Source organism: Paraphotobacterium marinum (assembly GCF_002216855.1).
In the GTDB taxonomy this organism is placed as follows: Bacteria; Pseudomonadota; Gammaproteobacteria; order Enterobacterales; family Vibrionaceae; genus Paraphotobacterium; species Paraphotobacterium marinum.
Genome location: NZ_CP022355.1, coordinates 1,304,170 through 1,321,206, shown reverse-complemented (window position 1 = coordinate 1,321,206; position 17,037 = coordinate 1,304,170). Strand labels below are relative to the sequence as shown.

General features: G+C 30.5%; 17 protein-coding genes and 1 pseudogene. 6 read left to right on the top strand and 12 right to left on the bottom strand.

The window, feature by feature from the left end; translation table 11 throughout:
* Window positions 1-31: 31 nt before the first annotated feature.
* Window positions 32-2,125 carry a 5-histidylcysteine sulfoxide synthase gene (gene ovoA / locus CF386_RS06860; protein WP_089073642.1) on the top strand — a complete coding sequence of 698 codons (2,094 nt, stop codon included), beginning with the start codon at window positions 32-34 and terminating at the stop codon, window positions 2,123-2,125.
* A gap of 298 nt (window positions 2,126-2,423) precedes the next feature.
* Window positions 2,424-2,834, top strand: coding sequence for a hypothetical protein (locus CF386_RS06855; protein ID WP_089073641.1), 411 nt, complete (start codon window positions 2,424-2,426; stop codon window positions 2,832-2,834).
* 88 nt (window positions 2,835-2,922) lie between these two features.
* Here CF386_RS06855 and CF386_RS06850 read toward each other — a convergent pair whose 3' ends face one another.
* The 11 genes and pseudogenes from CF386_RS06850 to CF386_RS06800 all read right to left on the bottom strand — a co-directional run bounded on the left by CF386_RS06850 (window position 2,923) and on the right by CF386_RS06800 (window position 11,283).
* Window positions 2,923-3,552 (bottom strand): DapH/DapD/GlmU-related protein, encoded by a 630-nt coding sequence (locus CF386_RS06850; RefSeq protein ID WP_089073640.1) that lies wholly within the window; start codon window positions 3,550-3,552, stop codon window positions 2,923-2,925.
* On the bottom strand, window positions 3,545-4,312 hold the full coding sequence (phnP, locus tag CF386_RS06845; protein ID WP_089073639.1) for a phosphonate metabolism protein PhnP: 768 nt from the start codon (window positions 4,310-4,312) through the stop codon (window positions 3,545-3,547). The genes CF386_RS06850 and phnP overlap by 8 nt, the downstream gene beginning before the upstream one ends.
* A gap of 9 nt (window positions 4,313-4,321) precedes the next feature.
* Window positions 4,322-4,870, bottom strand: coding sequence for a ribose 1,5-bisphosphokinase (phnN, locus tag CF386_RS06840; RefSeq protein ID WP_089073638.1), 549 nt, complete (start codon window positions 4,868-4,870; stop codon window positions 4,322-4,324).
* Window positions 4,871-6,007, bottom strand: a complete 1,137-nt coding sequence (gene phnM / locus CF386_RS06835; RefSeq protein WP_089073637.1) for an alpha-D-ribose 1-methylphosphonate 5-triphosphate diphosphatase — start codon at window positions 6,005-6,007, stop codon at window positions 4,871-4,873.
* A gap of 16 nt (window positions 6,008-6,023) precedes the next feature.
* Window positions 6,024-6,719 carry a phosphonate C-P lyase system protein PhnL gene (gene phnL, locus CF386_RS06830; RefSeq protein WP_089073636.1) on the bottom strand — a complete coding sequence of 232 codons (696 nt, stop codon included), beginning with the start codon at window positions 6,717-6,719 and terminating at the stop codon, window positions 6,024-6,026.
* A gap of 10 nt (window positions 6,720-6,729) precedes the next feature.
* Window positions 6,730-7,518: a phosphonate C-P lyase system protein PhnK gene (gene phnK / locus CF386_RS06825; RefSeq protein ID WP_089073635.1), complete on the bottom strand. Its 789-nt coding sequence runs from the start codon at window positions 7,516-7,518 to the stop codon at window positions 6,730-6,732.
* Window positions 7,515-8,417, bottom strand: coding sequence for an alpha-D-ribose 1-methylphosphonate 5-phosphate C-P-lyase PhnJ (locus CF386_RS06820; RefSeq protein ID WP_318778968.1), 903 nt, complete (start codon window positions 8,415-8,417; stop codon window positions 7,515-7,517). The genes phnK and CF386_RS06820 overlap by 4 nt, the downstream gene beginning before the upstream one ends.
* Window positions 8,410-9,524: pseudogene (locus tag CF386_RS06815) on the bottom strand (carbon-phosphorus lyase complex subunit PhnI). The gene CF386_RS06820 and the pseudogene CF386_RS06815 overlap by 8 nt, the downstream one beginning before the upstream one ends.
* The gene (phnH, locus tag CF386_RS06810; RefSeq protein ID WP_158522320.1) at window positions 9,515-10,126 is read right to left on the bottom strand and encodes a phosphonate C-P lyase system protein PhnH; all 612 of its coding nucleotides are present in this window, start codon (window positions 10,124-10,126) and stop codon (window positions 9,515-9,517) included. Before phnH ends, CF386_RS06815 begins: the two are co-directional and overlap by 10 nt.
* 14 nt (window positions 10,127-10,140) lie before the next feature.
* Window positions 10,141-10,587 carry a phosphonate C-P lyase system protein PhnG gene (gene phnG / locus CF386_RS06805; RefSeq protein WP_089073633.1) on the bottom strand — a complete coding sequence of 149 codons (447 nt, stop codon included), beginning with the start codon at window positions 10,585-10,587 and terminating at the stop codon, window positions 10,141-10,143.
* Complete coding sequence (locus tag CF386_RS06800) at window positions 10,588-11,283, bottom strand: GntR family transcriptional regulator (protein ID WP_089073632.1); 696 nt, start codon at window positions 11,281-11,283, stop codon at window positions 10,588-10,590.
* Window positions 11,284-11,625: 342 nt separating this feature from the next.
* On the opposite strand from CF386_RS06800, the gene phnC reads away from it, so the two are divergent.
* The 4 genes from phnC to phnE (CF386_RS06780) are packed head-to-tail and all read left to right on the top strand — an operon-like array spanning window position 11,626 to window position 15,256.
* Entirely contained in the window at window positions 11,626-12,468 is an 843-nt protein-coding gene (gene phnC, locus CF386_RS06795) for a phosphonate ABC transporter ATP-binding protein (RefSeq protein WP_225971699.1), read from the top strand.
* A gap of 35 nt (window positions 12,469-12,503) precedes the next feature.
* Complete coding sequence (gene phnD / locus CF386_RS06790; RefSeq protein ID WP_089073631.1) at window positions 12,504-13,439, top strand: phosphonate ABC transporter substrate-binding protein; 936 nt, start codon at window positions 12,504-12,506, stop codon at window positions 13,437-13,439.
* Between the two features lie 57 nt (window positions 13,440-13,496).
* Window positions 13,497-14,375 (top strand): phosphonate ABC transporter, permease protein PhnE, encoded by an 879-nt coding sequence (phnE, locus tag CF386_RS06785; protein ID WP_089073630.1) that lies wholly within the window; start codon window positions 13,497-13,499, stop codon window positions 14,373-14,375.
* On the top strand, window positions 14,375-15,256 hold the full coding sequence (gene phnE, locus CF386_RS06780) for a phosphonate ABC transporter, permease protein PhnE (RefSeq protein WP_089073629.1): 882 nt from the start codon (window positions 14,375-14,377) through the stop codon (window positions 15,254-15,256). The genes phnE (CF386_RS06785) and phnE (CF386_RS06780) overlap by 1 nt, the downstream gene beginning before the upstream one ends.
* An 838-nt stretch (window positions 15,257-16,094) precedes the next feature.
* On the opposite strand, the gene CF386_RS06775 is transcribed toward phnE (CF386_RS06780), so the two are convergent.
* Window positions 16,095-16,895: an ROK family protein gene (locus CF386_RS06775; RefSeq protein WP_089073628.1), complete on the bottom strand. Its 801-nt coding sequence runs from the start codon at window positions 16,893-16,895 to the stop codon at window positions 16,095-16,097.
* Window positions 16,896-17,037 lie beyond the last annotated feature (142 nt).

Genomic DNA, 17,037 nt, shown 5'->3' with positions numbered 1-17,037 from the left:
AATATCATACATTGAAAGGAATCAATTAGCTATGAAATCATTAGTCACGCCCTCTTTAAATACACAAGAATCAAATAATAAAAAAGATGAAATACGAAATTATTTTATTAATTCATTCGAACTTTATGAAAGTTTATTCTCTCTTTTAGACAATGATGAAACTTTTTTTCAACAACCTGACAAATTAAGACATCCTTTAATTTTTTATTACGGTCATACTGCTGTTTTTTATATTAATAAATTTATGCTAAGTGGATTAATTGATCGACGCATAAATGACAATTTTGAAAGTCTTTTTGCGGTTGGTGTTGATGAAATGTCATGGGACGACATAAACAAAACAAAGTTTGACTGGCCGTCAGCTAAAGACGTTAGAATTTATAGAAAACAAGTATTTGAAACTGTACTCAAGTTGATAGATAAACTGGAATTAACCGATACAATTCATCAACAGTCTCCATGGTGGGTTATTTTAATGGGTATTGAACATGAGCGTATTCATTTAGAAACATCATCTGTTTTAATTCGGCATTTAAAGTTAAAGCATTTGAAAAGTGAAAGTGAACGATGGAAAACTTGTAACTTAATCTCAAAACAATTTCCAAAAAATAAATTTGTTAGTTTTAAGGGACGTACTTTATCTCTTGGCAAAGACATAAATGAAGATTTCTATGGATGGGACAATGAATATGGACAAGAAAGTAAAACTGTTCAAGATTTTAAAATTAGTAAATTCTCTGTTTCCAATGGTGAGTTTTTAGAGTTTATAAATGATCAAGGATATACTAACGATAATTTTTGGTCTGATGATGGAGTAAAGTGGAAAAAAAATCAAAACATCAACCTTCCAGTTTTTTGGCTGCACAAAAATGACGAGTACTTTTTAAGAGTTATTAATAAGGTTATTCCTATGCCCTGGAGCTGGCCGGTGGAGGTTAATTACTTAGAAGCAAAAGCTTTCTGTAACTGGAAATCAATAAAAGAAAATAAAAAAATTAGATTACCTTATGAAACAGAGTGGTACCTAATAAGAGAAAACTTTTCAGAACAACAATTATTGAATCACCCAGCTAATTACAACATCAACTTCTATGCATCTCCCTGCCCCGTAGATAAATTTTCTTTTGGTGAAATATTCGATCTTGTGGGAAATGTTTGGCAATGGACTGAAACAAATATATCGGGTTATGATGGCTTCAAAACTCACCCTATGTATGATGATTTTTCAGTTCCTACTTTTGACAATAGACATAAAATAATGAAAGGAGGTTCTTTTATTTCAACAGGTAATGAAATTATGAAATTTTCTCGTTATGCTTTTAGAGAGCATTTTTATCAGCACGCTGGTTTTAAATATGTTCAATCAGACTATGCAGAGCAAAAATCAGAAAATATATATGAAACTGACACATCGGTATCTCAATATATTCATTTTCACTATGGACCATCATACTTTGAAACACCTAATTTGATGCTAAAAATTTCTGATATTTGTAAAGATAATGCTATTAATTTTAATACTGCACTAGATATTGGATGTTCTGTAGGTAGATCTTGTTTTGAGTTATCAAAATCTTTTAAAAATGTAACAGGTATCGATTTCTCAGCCCGCTTTATTCAAACTGCATACAATATCCTTGAGAGAAGTAGCATAAAATATCAATTAGTAAAAGAAGGCCTGTTAACTGAATCGCAAGAAGTTGCTTTTGAGCATAGTGCAACTAAGAAAGATATAAGCTTTATTCAAGCTGACGCATGTAATTTACCTGAAAAAATAAAATCTTTTGATTTAATTTTAGCTTGTAATTTAATAGATAGACTAAAAAAACCTAAGCAATTTTTGACATCGATACATAATCACTTAAATGAAGATGGGATTTTAGTTTTAGCTTCTCCATATACCTGGCTTGAGGATTTTACTGATAAGAAAGATTGGTTGGGTGGTTACACTAATGAATATGGTGAACAAGTTTCTTCTTTTTTTGAAATTAAAAATTTATTACAACATCATTTCATTTTAATTAAAGAACCTGAAAAAATTCCTTTTGTTATAAGAGAAACTAGCAACAAATTTCAGCATTCATATACTGAAGTAACAATTTGGAAAAAAAAAACAGAAATTTAGCAAAATTAATTAAATACAATTAAAAATTTCAATCCATAACTCACAATAATATAGCCAAAAGATATTATTGTGGGCTAGTATTTAAAAGCCATTCAAATTATAAATTCTGCCACTATCTGGGACGAAAACTGGGATAATTTCACATAATAAAACTTCCAAAACATTTAATTAATCTCATAATATTAATTAATAAATATACCAGTAATCCCAAAAAGCACCTTTTAATCACAATTCAATATTAATTTAATTTGATTTATTCAAAAATAACATGACTCAAAAAATTAAGAGGTTAATAAATATGAGATTAAATATTATTTTTTCAACTATAACTTTATCGTTGTTAATTTTAAGTTTTCCTTTTGTAACAAATGCCGATACCATCAAAATTGAAAACGCTGGGGCGTTAGTTGGTATGGTAGCAAATATCTCTGAGGATCTAAATAATGATGATAGTGATCTTGTTGCTCAAGACATTGCAGAAGGTTTAGCAAACTCAAATATTACTATAAAGCATAGAGATCATAAGGATAACTGGCAAAGACATCAAAATGATTGGAAGCATAATAACGAACACTATAAACAATATAGAAGAGAACAGCGCCATAAAAATGACTGGCAAAAATATATTAAACACAACGGACACAATGGACACAATGGACACAATGGACACAATGGACACAATGGACACAATGGACACAATGGACAATAAATGTAGAAACCAAATTTATTAAGTTAGTAATTAATTAAATAAAATGATTACTAACTTAAGATATAGTTTACATAAAAAATATTAAATGTTATTCAATAAAATCATCTAAAAATGATTTGGCATCTTTTCTAAACATTTCATGATTTTCTCGTAATTTTTTTTCTGGCCAATCCCACCATTTTAATTTTTCAAATTGTTCTGAAAGCTTATCATCAAATCTACTTCTTAAAAATTTTGCTGGATTACCTACATATATTGACCAAGCTTTGATATCTTTAGTCACTATGCTGCCAGATCCTATAATTGCACCGTTACCAACTGTAACTCCAGGCATTATAATTGCTCCATGACCTATCCATACGTCATGACCTATAGTAACAGATTCTTGTTTACGCCATTCAAAAATCTCATCGTCTAAAGCATTAACATCATTATCAAAACCATATTCCCCAGGTCTATATGAAAAGTGGTGTAGCGTTGGTCTCCACCAAGGGTGATTACTAGGATTTATTCTTACATTGGATGCTATTGAGGTAAATTTACCGATATTGGTATACATTATATCACATCCTGGCTCTATGTAGGAGTAATCACCTAGCTGAACATCTGTCAATATACAATTAGAACCTACTTTATTATATATACCATGATTAAAGTTAGATAATTTTGTATTTACTCCCAAATGTAATTTGTCTTTCATTAATTTTTTCTTAATCATTTAAAAAGAACTCCTGCTCATCGTATGCTACGAATCTTCTTTTGTTTGTATAGTAATTTTGTTCATCCATTAACCAACAATCTAACTGATGACTGATATGTGTAATACCAAATAATTTAGGATTACATTTATTATCCAAATCTATAGCAATATCTATATTATTATGATTTCTAGGCTGGTTAACTGCAGGAGGAAAGTTACAATCTAATATCATAAAATCAATTTTATTTTGTTTAATAAAAGATATAACTTTTGTCGGTAAGTTAAGAGTGTCTGTTAGATAGGCTAATTTTTTTTTACCAGAATCAAACAAATATCCATAAGTAATTTTAGAGTGTATCATTGGCAATGGCGTTATCTTAATACCTTCCCAATAAAATGGCTTATATTCTTCTAAAAAATTATCAAAATTTAATATTCCTGGATGTTTAAATAAATCATCACAACCTTTGATATCCGGAGGTCCATAGACATTAATTGTATTGTGGACACTCCATCTCAAATCAAATAAAGATTGGACATGATCCATATGGTAATGAGTCAATAATATACTATCAATATCGCCTTTACTAAAAATATCCATTAAATTATGATGATTTGCATCAATTAACAAGTTTTTACCATTACTAGTTAGGCATGCAGATGTTTTATTTCTTCTATAATGACGATCCTCTAATGCACGACTGCAAGCTTTGCATTCACAACCATAAACAGGACACATCGCAGCATTTCCAGTTCCTAGAAGTTTAAAAGTTGCCATAAAAGCCCCTTATTGATTATTAAAAATGTTATATATCTCATTAAATTGAGCTACGCTGCTTTCGATACTTCCATTATTTGAAATAATATAATCAGCATTATTATTTAGATTAAACTCTTCCGATCGTTTAATTCTCATATTTATTTCCTCAGGTGATTCTCTTCCCCTCAAATAAAGTCTTTCTTTTAAAACGTTAGGATCGACATTTATAGATATTGGAATCAAAGAAGCTCCAAATTGATTTTGAGCATTGCCCAAATATGCTCGAGAACCATTGATTAAGACGTGAAAAGATGAATCGAGCCAATGTTCTATTTCCTTACCAAGAGCATACTTATAGTTGTTAGCAGACCAATACATCGAAAATAAATTATTTTTCAATCTTGTATTAAATTCATGATTGGTTAAGTAAACATGATTTTCTCCACTTAAATCAGGCTTTCTTGTAATATATCGATGGGCTACCATCAGATTTTCTATGTTTTGACGCTTGATAGCATTTATAATACTATCTTTACCAGAGCCTGATGCACCCATAAAATAAAATATTTTTTTCATTTAAAATATAACCTTGCCAGATTTAAAGACTCTATCAATAAGAATTTGCCCATTAATTTCTTTAACTAAAATCAAATCAGCAAGTTTCCCTTCTTGGATTTCTCCTCTATCAAATAAATTTAAAGCCCTAGCAGGGTTATATGTAGCTAATCGAACGGCTTCATGTAATTTTAAAGTATTTCTATTATCATTTGTTAAACAAAAAATTGATTCCAATAAACTCATTGGATAATAATCAGAAGATAAAATATCTAAATAGCCTAAACGAGCTAATTCATGCGCTGCGACATTACCTGAATGAGACCCACCCCTAACAACATTAGGAGATCCCATGAGCACCTTTAATCCTAATTCATGAGAAAGCTTTGCTGCCTCTATTGTTGTAGGAAATTCTGCTATATTCATAGATAATTGATGTGACTCTTGAACATGTTCTTGAGTTGCATCATCATGACTAGCCATAGAAATCATTCGTTCAAGACACAGTTGAGCGATATGTAATCTATTTTTTCTTGACCATTTCTTTGAAAGTTTTACTTGATCTTGCTCATAGTCCACCATTTCTTCTCTATTAAAATTATATTTTCCCATATAATAAGTTCTATATTTATTAATATCTTGAAATTGTCTTTGTCCAGGAGAATGATCCATAAAAGAAACCAATTTTAGGTTATCATTATCAATATATTTTACTAAATCAGGAACTGTACTCTCATGAGGTAATTCGCATCTTAAATGAAGATAATGATCGACTCTGTTCATACCATTTTTTTGACTATCTGTAATAGTGTTTATCATTTGAGACATATTTTGTTGTCTTGTCCCGCCATCTCGCCAATCTCCAAGTGCTACCGCATCTAAAACAGTTGTGATGCCAGCTGAAGCCAACTGATAATCATGGGTTTTCATAGCTGAAAAAGGAGGCCAATTAACCTTTGGTCTTGGTGTAAAATATTTGTCTAGATTATCTGTATGTAACTCTACTAAACCAGGCATCAACCAAGCCCCACCTCCATCAATTGCTGAAGGTAAATGGCAAGTTGTATTAGAAAAATTTTTAATTTTCCCATCTTCTATCTCAATAGAACCATTTATAATTTCATCTTTTAATATTAATTTAATATTAGTAATAATCATATCTTAAGTCCTTTTATTATAAATTATTGATTGGTTTCATATCATAATAACAATCAGCTACTTTTTTTCTTATTTCTTCATCATGGAAAATTCCAATAACACATGAGCCTCTTTGTTTCGCTTCATTAATTAAATCAACTACGACCTCGCTATTCTTTGAATCAAGTGATGCAGTAGGCTCATCTAATAAAAGGATTGGATAATCAATGATAAAACCTCTGGCTATATTGACTCTTTGTTGTTCTCCACCAGAAAAAGTTGAAGGAGCTAAATTCCAAAGGTGGGATGGTACATTTAAACGAGTAAGTAAATTTTTAGCTTTCTTCAAAGCTACTTCTTTGGAGCCACCTAATTCTAACATTGGTAACATAACGACATCTAATGTACTTATTCTCGGGATAACTCTTAGAAATTGGCTAACCCAACCAATAATATTTTTTCTTACCATTAACATTTCTCTGTTTGATAGTTTTGTAATATCAAACCATTCTTTATCATGACAAACTTCTATACTTCCCTTATCAACTAAGTAGTTGCCGTATAGTGCTCTTAAAAGTGTTGATTTTCCTGAACCTGACTGACCATTAAGAACAATACATTCTCCTTTGTTTGCTGCAAAACTTGCTTGGTTTAAAACGTCAATTTCAATACCACTTTGATTATGCAGAATAAATTTTTTACATACATTATGTACTTTAATCATTGAATTCATTTTAACGGCCTTAATTTTGCAGAACAGAAGATACTAAAAGTTGTGTGTAAGGATGTTGTGGATCATCCAAAACTTGATCGGTTAACCCAGTTTCCACAATTTTGCTTTGTTTCATCACAATAAGTCTGTGAGCTAACAATCTCGCTACGGCTAAATCATGTGTTACAATGACAACAGAAAGGCCTAGTTCAATAACAAGATTTCTCAATAAGTCTAATAACTTAGCTTGAACTGAAACATCTAACCCACCAGTTGGCTCATCCATAAAAATCAATTTAGGCTTTGTGACTAAATTTCTTGCTATTTGAAGACGTTGTTGCATTCCGCCAGAAAAAATAATGGGTAAATCATCTATTCTGTCTTGTGGTATTTCAACACTTTCTAACCAATTAATTGCTTCAGATCTAATTTTACTATAATTATTTTCATTTAAAGCCATGAGTCTTTCGCCTATATTACCTCCAGCCGATACCCTAGGTCTTAACCCGTCTAATGGGTGTTGATGCACAATACCCCATTCTGTTCTTATTAATTTTCTTCGTAAACTTTCATCTGCATTATATAAATCAAGCATTTCTTGATTATTTGATGACATATTGTAATGAATTTTTCCACTGTCAGGCTCTTGTCTTCCTGATAATGATTTTAAAAGAGTACTTTTTCCTGAACCAGATTCGCCAACTATTCCTAAAACTTCTCCTGGATAAATTTCTAAATTAATATTTTGAAAGCCTTTATTTATTGCAAATAGTTTAGTTAAATTTCTGACCTTTAGTAATGGTTGTTCTTCTTTACTCATGCTTTATCCAACGTTGTATTTTGATTTAATTCCAATTGCTTTTTACAATAATTTGTATCTGAGCATACGAACATTCTTGTTCCTTCGTCATCCATAACAACTTCATCAAGGTAAGAATGAATAGAACCACATATACTGCACTTCTCATCCCACTTTTGAATTTCAAAAGGATAATCTTCAAAATCTAAACTTTTAACCTTCGTAAAGGGCGGTATAGCATAAATCCGTTTCTCTCTTCCTGCTCCAAATAATTGTAAAGCACTCATGTTGTCCATCTTTGGATTATCAAACTTTGGAATTGGTGATGGATCCATTAAATACCTATTATTCACTAAAACAGGATATCTATAAGCTGTTGAAATAGTGCCAAATTTAGAAATATCCTCATACAGTTTGACGTGCATTACGCCATATTCTTCCAGAGCATGCATTTTTCTAGTTTCAGTTTCCCTTGCTTCCATAAAGCGCATCGGCTCAGGAATTGGAACTTGATACACAATAATCTGATTTTCATTTAATTGTTCTTCTGGAATTCGATGCCTGGTTTGAATGATTGTTGCTTTACCCGTATCTTCTGTAGTTTCAATACCAGAAACTTTTTTAAAAAAATTTCTGATTGATACAGCATTAGTTGTATCATCTGAACCTTGATCGATGACTTTTAAAACATCTTTAGTACCTAAAATAGCAGCTGATAATTGAACACCACCTGTTCCCCAGCCATATGGCATTGGCATTTCTCTACCAGCAAAAGGTACTTGATATCCTGGAATTGAAACTGCTTTTAAAATGGAACGTCTTATCATACGTTTAGTTTGTTCATCCAAATACCCAAAATTATATGACATAGCATTGTCTATGTGCTCAAGATTATTATCTGTAAGGCTGTAATTAGTCATTAGATTTTCTCTCAATACTTTGTTGATTATTATCAAAATCCTTTTGCATTTGTCTGAGCAGATTTATGTCTGCTTGGAAGTCAACATAATGCGGAAGTTTAAGGTGAGAAAGGAAGCCTGAGGCTTCAACATTATCTGCATGAGATAAAACAAACTCTTCATCTTGCGCAGGGCTTTCAACGGCTTCGTTGTACTCTTTTGATTGTAAAGCTCGATCAACTAATGCAATTGAAATTGTTTTTCTTTCATTATGACCATAAGCCAGGCCATAACCACGAGTTAATTTGGCTCTTTGATTCTTATCTCCAGTAAAGCCATTAATTAATTGACACTCTGATATTTCAATTTCCCCAACCTCTATTTCAAACCCTAATTCTTCTGAAAAAACAGATACAGAAACATTTCCAATTCGTATTTCCCCAACAAAAGGATGATTATCTCCATAACCTCTTTGAGTGGAATACCCCATACCAAGAAGAAAACCTTCATCGCCTCTGACTAATTGCTGTAATTTAGCTGATCTGTCGCATGGAAAGCTAATTGGATTCATAGTTAAATCTGAAGCAATACAGTCAGTATTTTTTTCCATTACTAACAAATTTTCCTCTTCTAGCATTGAAGTTACTTGAGAATAATTGTCTTCCTCTGAAAAAGATGGATTTTCTTCTTTTTTATTAGTTTTTTCCTCATTATCTGAACCTTCAGCCAACAAGGAAAAATCAAGCAATCTATGAGTATAATCATAAGTTGGACCCAAAACTTGACCACCAGGAATATCCTTATATATTGCAGAAATTCTTCTTTGAATAACCATTTTATTTGTTTCTAGTGGTTTTGAAGTAACGAATCTAGGAAGGGTTGTTCTGTATGCTCTCAATAAAAATATTGCTTCGACTAAATCTCCTGATGCTTGTTTGATCGATAATGCAGCCAATTCAGGGTCATATATACCACCTTCTGTCATAACTCGATCAACCGATCCACTTAATTGGTATTGTATCTGTTTTACTGATAATTCAGGAGTAGCTAACGGACCTCTTCTTTTTTATTTTGTAATTCATGAGCGGATTCAATTGCTTTTTCTCCTCCCTTCACTGCTACATACATGTGTTTCTCTCCATTAAAGTTGTTCTTGGAATAGCAATAACTTCTTCATCACATACAAAAACAAAATCTATACCCATCGGAAATATATCCTCATTTTTTCTATTGATTAAATAAGAGCTCAATGACTTAGGAAGTCCAGATATAGTTAACGGTTTTGTTGATTGGATACCAGGTCCCTTTAGAAAATAACTGTCCCCATGGGAAAAGGATGATACCTCAACAATAACTGTAGTATTTTGGTCTGGATATTCTAAAGAACCTACGCTAAATGGTAATGTTCCTTCAAAGTATTGCTCCTCTGAACCATCAATAAGAGCAAAAGTTGAATATTTTGAATTATTTACAATCTTTGAATTTGTGTAAAATGAAATATTATTCGTTAAATCAGTGTCTTTTTTAAAATATTCTGAAAACCATATACTTGTCATATGATCTGATAAAGTCAGTAATATTTGTGTGGAAGCTGCTGCTGATTTCCCAAATCCTTTAATATAATTAAGCTTTACTTTAGTGCCAGGTTCAGACATTGCTTTAAGAATTTTTCTAAAACAATCCTGACTATTATGTATTTCATCATCAAATGATTTTAAAATTTTTTTCATCATATAACCTTTATTTAGCTGTCACCACGCACCATTGTAAAAAAATCAACTTTACTAGCTGCTGTTTCATTTTTTATTTTCGAAATTTTTTCTATTCTTTTTTGTTTAAGAGGTTGGATTATTTGTGAATTGATAAAAACGTGATAATCATTATTTTGGAGGAGTCCATCTAATACAGCTGCAATAATGGCGTGCTTTTTATTTCTACCAATCAAAAAAGAATAACCTATATCACCAGAGTTTAATTCAACAATGCATTTTGTTGTTGTTGTATCACCAATATTAAAAGGGTCACCTGTTGAACCCATTCTTCCTTGAATTTGTGTTAATCCTATTTCAGGCTTTTTAATAAATGTATATGAGATATCTATTGATAGGTCTTCCCACATTTTTTCTAATGAATCAAAGTCTGCATGCGACAATGCAGAAATCCACTCTTTTCTATCTTTATTATTATCCATCTAATGCTCCACAGTAATTTGGACAAGATCAGAACGCGTTCTGGAAAATGAAATTTCACCAAGAAAACCTTCTTCATTATTGATTTTGTTTTCAGTTTTAACTAATGTTACAGGAATATTACTTTTTAGATTTAAGTGCTGTTTATCAATAGCAGAAGGCATTAAAGCACTTATAGTTGTTTTTTTTCTTGTGAGCTTAATACCTAAGTGATTTTGTAAGAAATAATGTAAGGAACCTGTTTTAAAATGCTTTATTTCTTCATATCGATCTGTAAAAGGTAAATAGTGATCAATGAGAGACCTCGGCTCATTATGAATTATCCTCAAAGTTTTTATATGTATTAAATATTTATAATTTTGTTCAAAGTAAGATGATACATTCAAACTCGGGCTAATCTTTTTACAAAACAAAACTTTTGTTCTTGGATATATGCCACTTTTTTTGAAGTTTTTGGTATAGTGTGAACATCCACTTAATAAGTAAGTGTTGTTTTTATCTATAATCAAGGTAGCTTTACCTTGTTTTTTTTCGATAAGTCCTGCTTTTACCAATTCGTTAAGTGCTTTTCGTAAGGTATTTCTATTAATTTTAAAATGATTTGCTAAGTCAGTTTCAGATGGTAAAAAACCATTTTTATAAAGATTTTCATCAATATTCATCTTTAATTGTTTTGCAATATTTTGATAAATAAACATTAGATAAATGATCCTTACTAAAATTAAAAAATATTTAAACGAAACCCTTACCTGTGAAAATTTATATCCAAAATATTACAAATTAATTTAAAAAAAGTGACATTTTAATGAATAAAATAGACAAGCTTATATTTTTATACATTTAACACTATGATTTTTATGTAAAAATTTTTATATTAAACTTAACTTGTCTACACCTTATGTTAATAAAAGTTTAATATTTAAAAGTTTTCATTCATTCATTAAACTTTTAAAAAAGTGTCACTAACCTGTCATGATTTTTTCTTTTTTCTGTAACAAAATTTGTTTTAAATATTTAGAAACAAATTGAGAGGAAAAAAAATGAGTTCTACAATGTCTTTAAAAGTGAATGAAACATTTAACCACTCTTTCAAACCTAGAGTTATTAAAAATTCAAGGAAAACTATTTTAACCATTTCAGAACTAACAAAATCTTATAATTCAAGCAGAAATGTATTAAATAAGGTTTCTTTAGAAATAAAATCTGGAGAGTTAATTGGTATCATTGGCAAATCAGGTGCAGGGAAATCAACTCTTCTTCATTGTATCAATGGTTCAAAAAAAACTAATTCAGGAAGCATTCTTCATCACCAAAATAATGGATCAGTTCAAGATATTACAAAATATAATTCAAAAAACATAAGATCTTGGAAAAGATGTTGCGGTACTATCTATCAAGATTTTTGTCTAGTTCCACGCCTTGATGTTATAACAAATGTATTGATGGGAAGATTAGGCTACGAATCCAATTTTAAAACTTTGTTCAAAATATTTAAAAACAAAGATAAAGAAAAAGCAATAGAGTTATTAGATTGGTTAAAAATCTTACCTCATGCCCTCCAGAGAGCAGAAAACTTATCAGGTGGTCAACAACAAAGAGTCGCAATATGCAGAGCTTTAATGCAAGAACCAGATATTCTTTTAGCCGATGAACCTGTTGCATCCCTAGACCCAAAAAATACACATAAAATTATGGATGCACTTACTAAAGTTAGTCATAAAGGTATCTCAGTAATTGTCAACCTTCATTCTATAGAATTGGTCAAACAATATTGCACTAGAGTAATAGGACTTAGTCAAGGATCAGTCGTTTTTGACGGTTCACCAAATAACCTCACAAGTAATGACTTGGATAATATTTACAATGATGAAACAACTCTATAATCCAACCTTAAAATTTAAACAGGGAAATATTAAACATGAAAAAAATAATTAAAATATCAACCATCTTAGCTGGAATTATAATATCAAGTAATGCAGTTGCGAGTAATACTCCCAAGACATTAAATATTGGAATTTTAGGAGGAGAATCTGCTACTCAACAAATTGGCGACAACATGTGCGTGAAAAATTTTCTTGATAAAGAATTAAATGTTGATACAAAATTAAGAAACTCCTCTGACTATGCAGGGGTTATACAAGGGCAATTAGGTGGAACAATAGATTTAGTATTAAATGGATCTGCCTCAGCTTTTGCATCGGTTTATACCCAAGATCCTAATGCTGTTCAATTGGTAGCCATCCCTCAAGATGATACTGATAATTCAAAAGGATACTACTCAGTTGTTGTAGTCAAATCTGATAGTCCTTATAAAACATTGAAAGATCTCAAAGGTAAAGCATTTGGTTTTGCAGATCCAGATTCGACCTCTGGTTATTTAGTGCCTCAATATCAGTTTTCAAAAATGTTTGGCGGCAATATGGATAATAAATTTAACAATACTTTTTCAAGTGTGACTTTTTCAGGTGGTCATGAACAAGATTTAGTCGGTGTATTAAATGGACAATTTGATGGAGCTGTAACATGGAGTTCATTAGTTGGAGATAGATCTAAAGGATATACTTCTGGTGAGTTTACTGAGTTTGTTTCAGCTGGACATCCTGATTTAATGAAAAAGATTAGAGTGATATGGAAATCTGATTTAATACCAAATGGGCCAATTACCATCAGAAAAAACTTACCTGAAGATTTTAAGAAAAAAGTAATTGCGGCTTTACATAAACTTGATAAAGAAGACCATCCTTGTATGGAAAAAGCGTTAGGTGGTCAATTACATCTTGCAAATACTTCTCTAAAAGACTACCAAGCTATTATTAATTTAAGAAAAACTCTAAACGATAACAATCGAAGTTAATGAGCATATAATTAATATTTAAAGCCCTGTTTAACAGGGCTTTTTAGGAGATATATCTTGAACAAAGAATTTAATCAATATTATTTAGGAATTAAAAGAAAACAAAAAAGAGATAATATATTGTTTACTATTTTTGTTTTATCTTTATATTTCTATTCGTCAAGTTTTACTGAATTTAGTATTACAACTCTCATTGAAAGACTACCTAATTTTTTTGACTACATTTATATGACACTTCCAACTTTACATTTTAACGATTTATTGGTTGGAAAAATTAATGGTCATTTAGTAAAAGGCTCATTAGCCTATTGGGGATATAGACTCAATATTCAAATTCCTCTTCTATGGGATACTATAAATATGGCTTTATCAGCATCGATAATCGGATGTTTTTTAGCTATTTTCATTTCATTCTTTGCCGCTAAGAATACAGATACCCCAGCATATATAAGAATGCCCATTTTATTTACAGTCGCTTTTTTAAGAACAATGCCAGAATTTGCATGGGCAATCATGTTTGTTATGGCATTCGGTATTGGAGTTATCCCAGGTTTTTTAGCACTCACCCTTCATTCAATAGGTTGTAATACCAAGCTTAACTACGAGGTTATTGAGTCAATCTCTTTAAAACCAGTTCAAGGATTAAAATCTTGTGGTGCAAATAAACTACAATTTCTTAGATTTGGAGTTTGGCCTCAAATAAAACCCAACATCATTGCTCTGTCTTTTATGAGATTTGAAATTTCGTTTAGACAATCAACAGTTCTTGGGTTAGTAGGTGCAGGTGGAATTGGTCAAGAATTAATGACAAATATTAAGTTAAATCATTATGATCAGGTAAGTATGACAATTTTGCTTATTATTTCTGTGGTTATTTTAATAGATATCATTTCATCAAAAATTCTCAAATATGTTTTAGAAGGGCAAAAAGGATAATGAAACCAAATAATTTTAAAGTTGATCAAGATAAAAAGATTATGTTAGACACCGTGAAAAAAAAATATACTAATTATTTAATTAAGATTTTTTGTGGCTCAATAATATTAATCGCTTATTATTACGTCTTTTTTAAACAATATGGTCCTGATATGAATAAAGCATTCCATGGGCTAAAAGATTTTTTTACTTTTATTACTTATATGTTTTATTGGAAAGATTTTTTTCATTGGCCCTTTAAATATTATATTGGTCAAGTTTTGATTACAATTGCTATTGTTATTACAGCTACAACAATGGGATCGCTTGTTGCAATTTTGTTGTCCTTTTTAGCAGCTAGAACACTCAACAAAAGCATTTGGATGAAACCTCTTAATTTATTTATAAGAAGGTTATTCGATATATTTAGAGCAGTTGATATTGCAGTATGGGGATTAATCTTTGTAAGAGCGGTTGGCATGGGCCCTTTTGCCGGAGTTTTAGCAATTTTTATTGCTGATGTGGGCTTTCTTGGAAGACTTTTTGCTGATCACCACGATTCTTTAGATAAAAAACCAAGCAAGGGATTAGATGGACTTGGTGCATCATCAATACAAAAAAACAGATTTGCCATTTTTACACAATCTTTTCCTCAGTTTTTATCCTTTTCTCTTTATGAGATAGAATCCAATATTAGAAGTGCTGCTGTTCTTGGTTTTGTTGGTGCAGGCGGAGTTGGTTTAGTATATTCTGAAAGTATGAGGCTTTGGAATTGGGGCGTTGTAGGATTCATTACCATTTTGTTGGTACTTGTTGTTATGTTGATGGATAAAGTATCTTCTTTTTTAAGAAATAAATATATAACAGGAAATGATATTCCCTTATATAAATCAAATATATGATTTTGGAAATTGATTAAGTTAAACTATGTCTTTCTAGTTAAAAATGCATAAGAAATCAGTAAGAGAGTGAAGTGTGTTGAGCAATCAATGATTTAAACAATTCATTTTTTTATATTTATAAGAAAATTAATTAATAAAAGAACCACCAAAAGGTATTGAAGCAAGATACACTTATTAATTGCACTATTCTCTTTTCAGACTGAATTATAATGGTTTGTAATTTTATTTGTATACAAAAAGTTATGGTTATGATTCATTGAATAATGTCAAATCGACTAATTGAATTCAAAAAACTATTATATTACAGTATTTTACATTATATATTTGATCTAAGTTACTTTACATTTTTTTAAAATTGTAAATGTATCGCTCGCTAGCAAAATAAAATTGATATTTATGTCTAATTACCTTGTAATATCTTTTACAACATATAAAGTTATAGTGCATTAAAATATTTATAAAAACAAAATATAATTTGAGATTTTGGTCATTACTTTCATCATTTTGATATTAGTTAGGCATTGAAATTAGTCGCTTTTTAGTCCGTTCTTTGTTAGTACTTTTAAATGAACCAGGATGCCAGCTCGAAAACTGGCATGCCATTAAGAAACTTGATGGTAAGAACCTTCATTTACTGTATATATAATCGCATTACTAAGCTCTGCCAATGGTTTTATATCACAATACCTTGCTAGTTTGAATTTAAAACCATCATCACAACTATATTTAGCTCCCTAAACAGTGAGAAGTAAGCCATTTAAAACAGATATTTAAAAAAATAGTCCCCAATTTTATCCTTTACACTTTTTCAATGCTTCATTCTTATAGTGCATAACAATTATTTACCCTGAACGCACAACAAAGCAGCTCCTCTACTCCCGCTATTTTCAAAAATAGCTTTTTTGATTTTTGGCATCTCCATATTATTTAGAAGATAATTTGGTATATTATTAACTAATGCTTCCAAAATTCCATTCATATTAGAAACTCCCCCGCCAACTATAATTTCGTCGGGATCCAAAGTTAATATTAAATTAGACAAACATATACATAATAGCTCTATGTATTGTTCCATTACTTTTTGTGCATTTGTGTCTTTTTCAAGACTGAGTCTGTAAATATCTGAAGCTTCAAATCTTTTATTTACTTCTTCATAATATAAATTTGAAAGACCTGTTCCAGAGACAAAAGTCTCAATACAATTGTATTTGCCACAACCACATTTAAATTTTGGTAGCTTATTTCCTAAAATTTCAAAGGCATCAATTGGGATGGACTGGTGTGCAAACTCACTACATATTTTATTACGTCCATGAATGATTTTATTGTCAATAATTATTCCAATTCCTATTCCTGTCCCGATTGTTATTCCAAGAGAAATGTGTTCTTGTGTTTCATTTTCACTCTTTTTCAATAAAGTGCTTTCAGATAAAGAGAAACAATTTGCATCATTATCAAAAAATATTTTTTTTTTAAGCAAATTTTCTAAGTCACAAATTAATTTCTTTTGATTTATAGATGGGATATTCGCACAGTGAATAACCTCATTTTTGTGGAATCCAGGTAAAGCAATGCCAATGGAATCAACTAGATTAAAAGTATTCTCTAATTGCTCTACACTACTTACTATTTTTGTCAAAAATCACTATATAAATCAATCGGAGTTTTGTATTTAACCGACTTTAAAGGTACAAAATTTTTATCAAAAAAGAACATACAACGTTAGTTCCACCTACGTCTATCCCAATATACATTTTTTTAGTATTCCTTTTTTTAGTGAA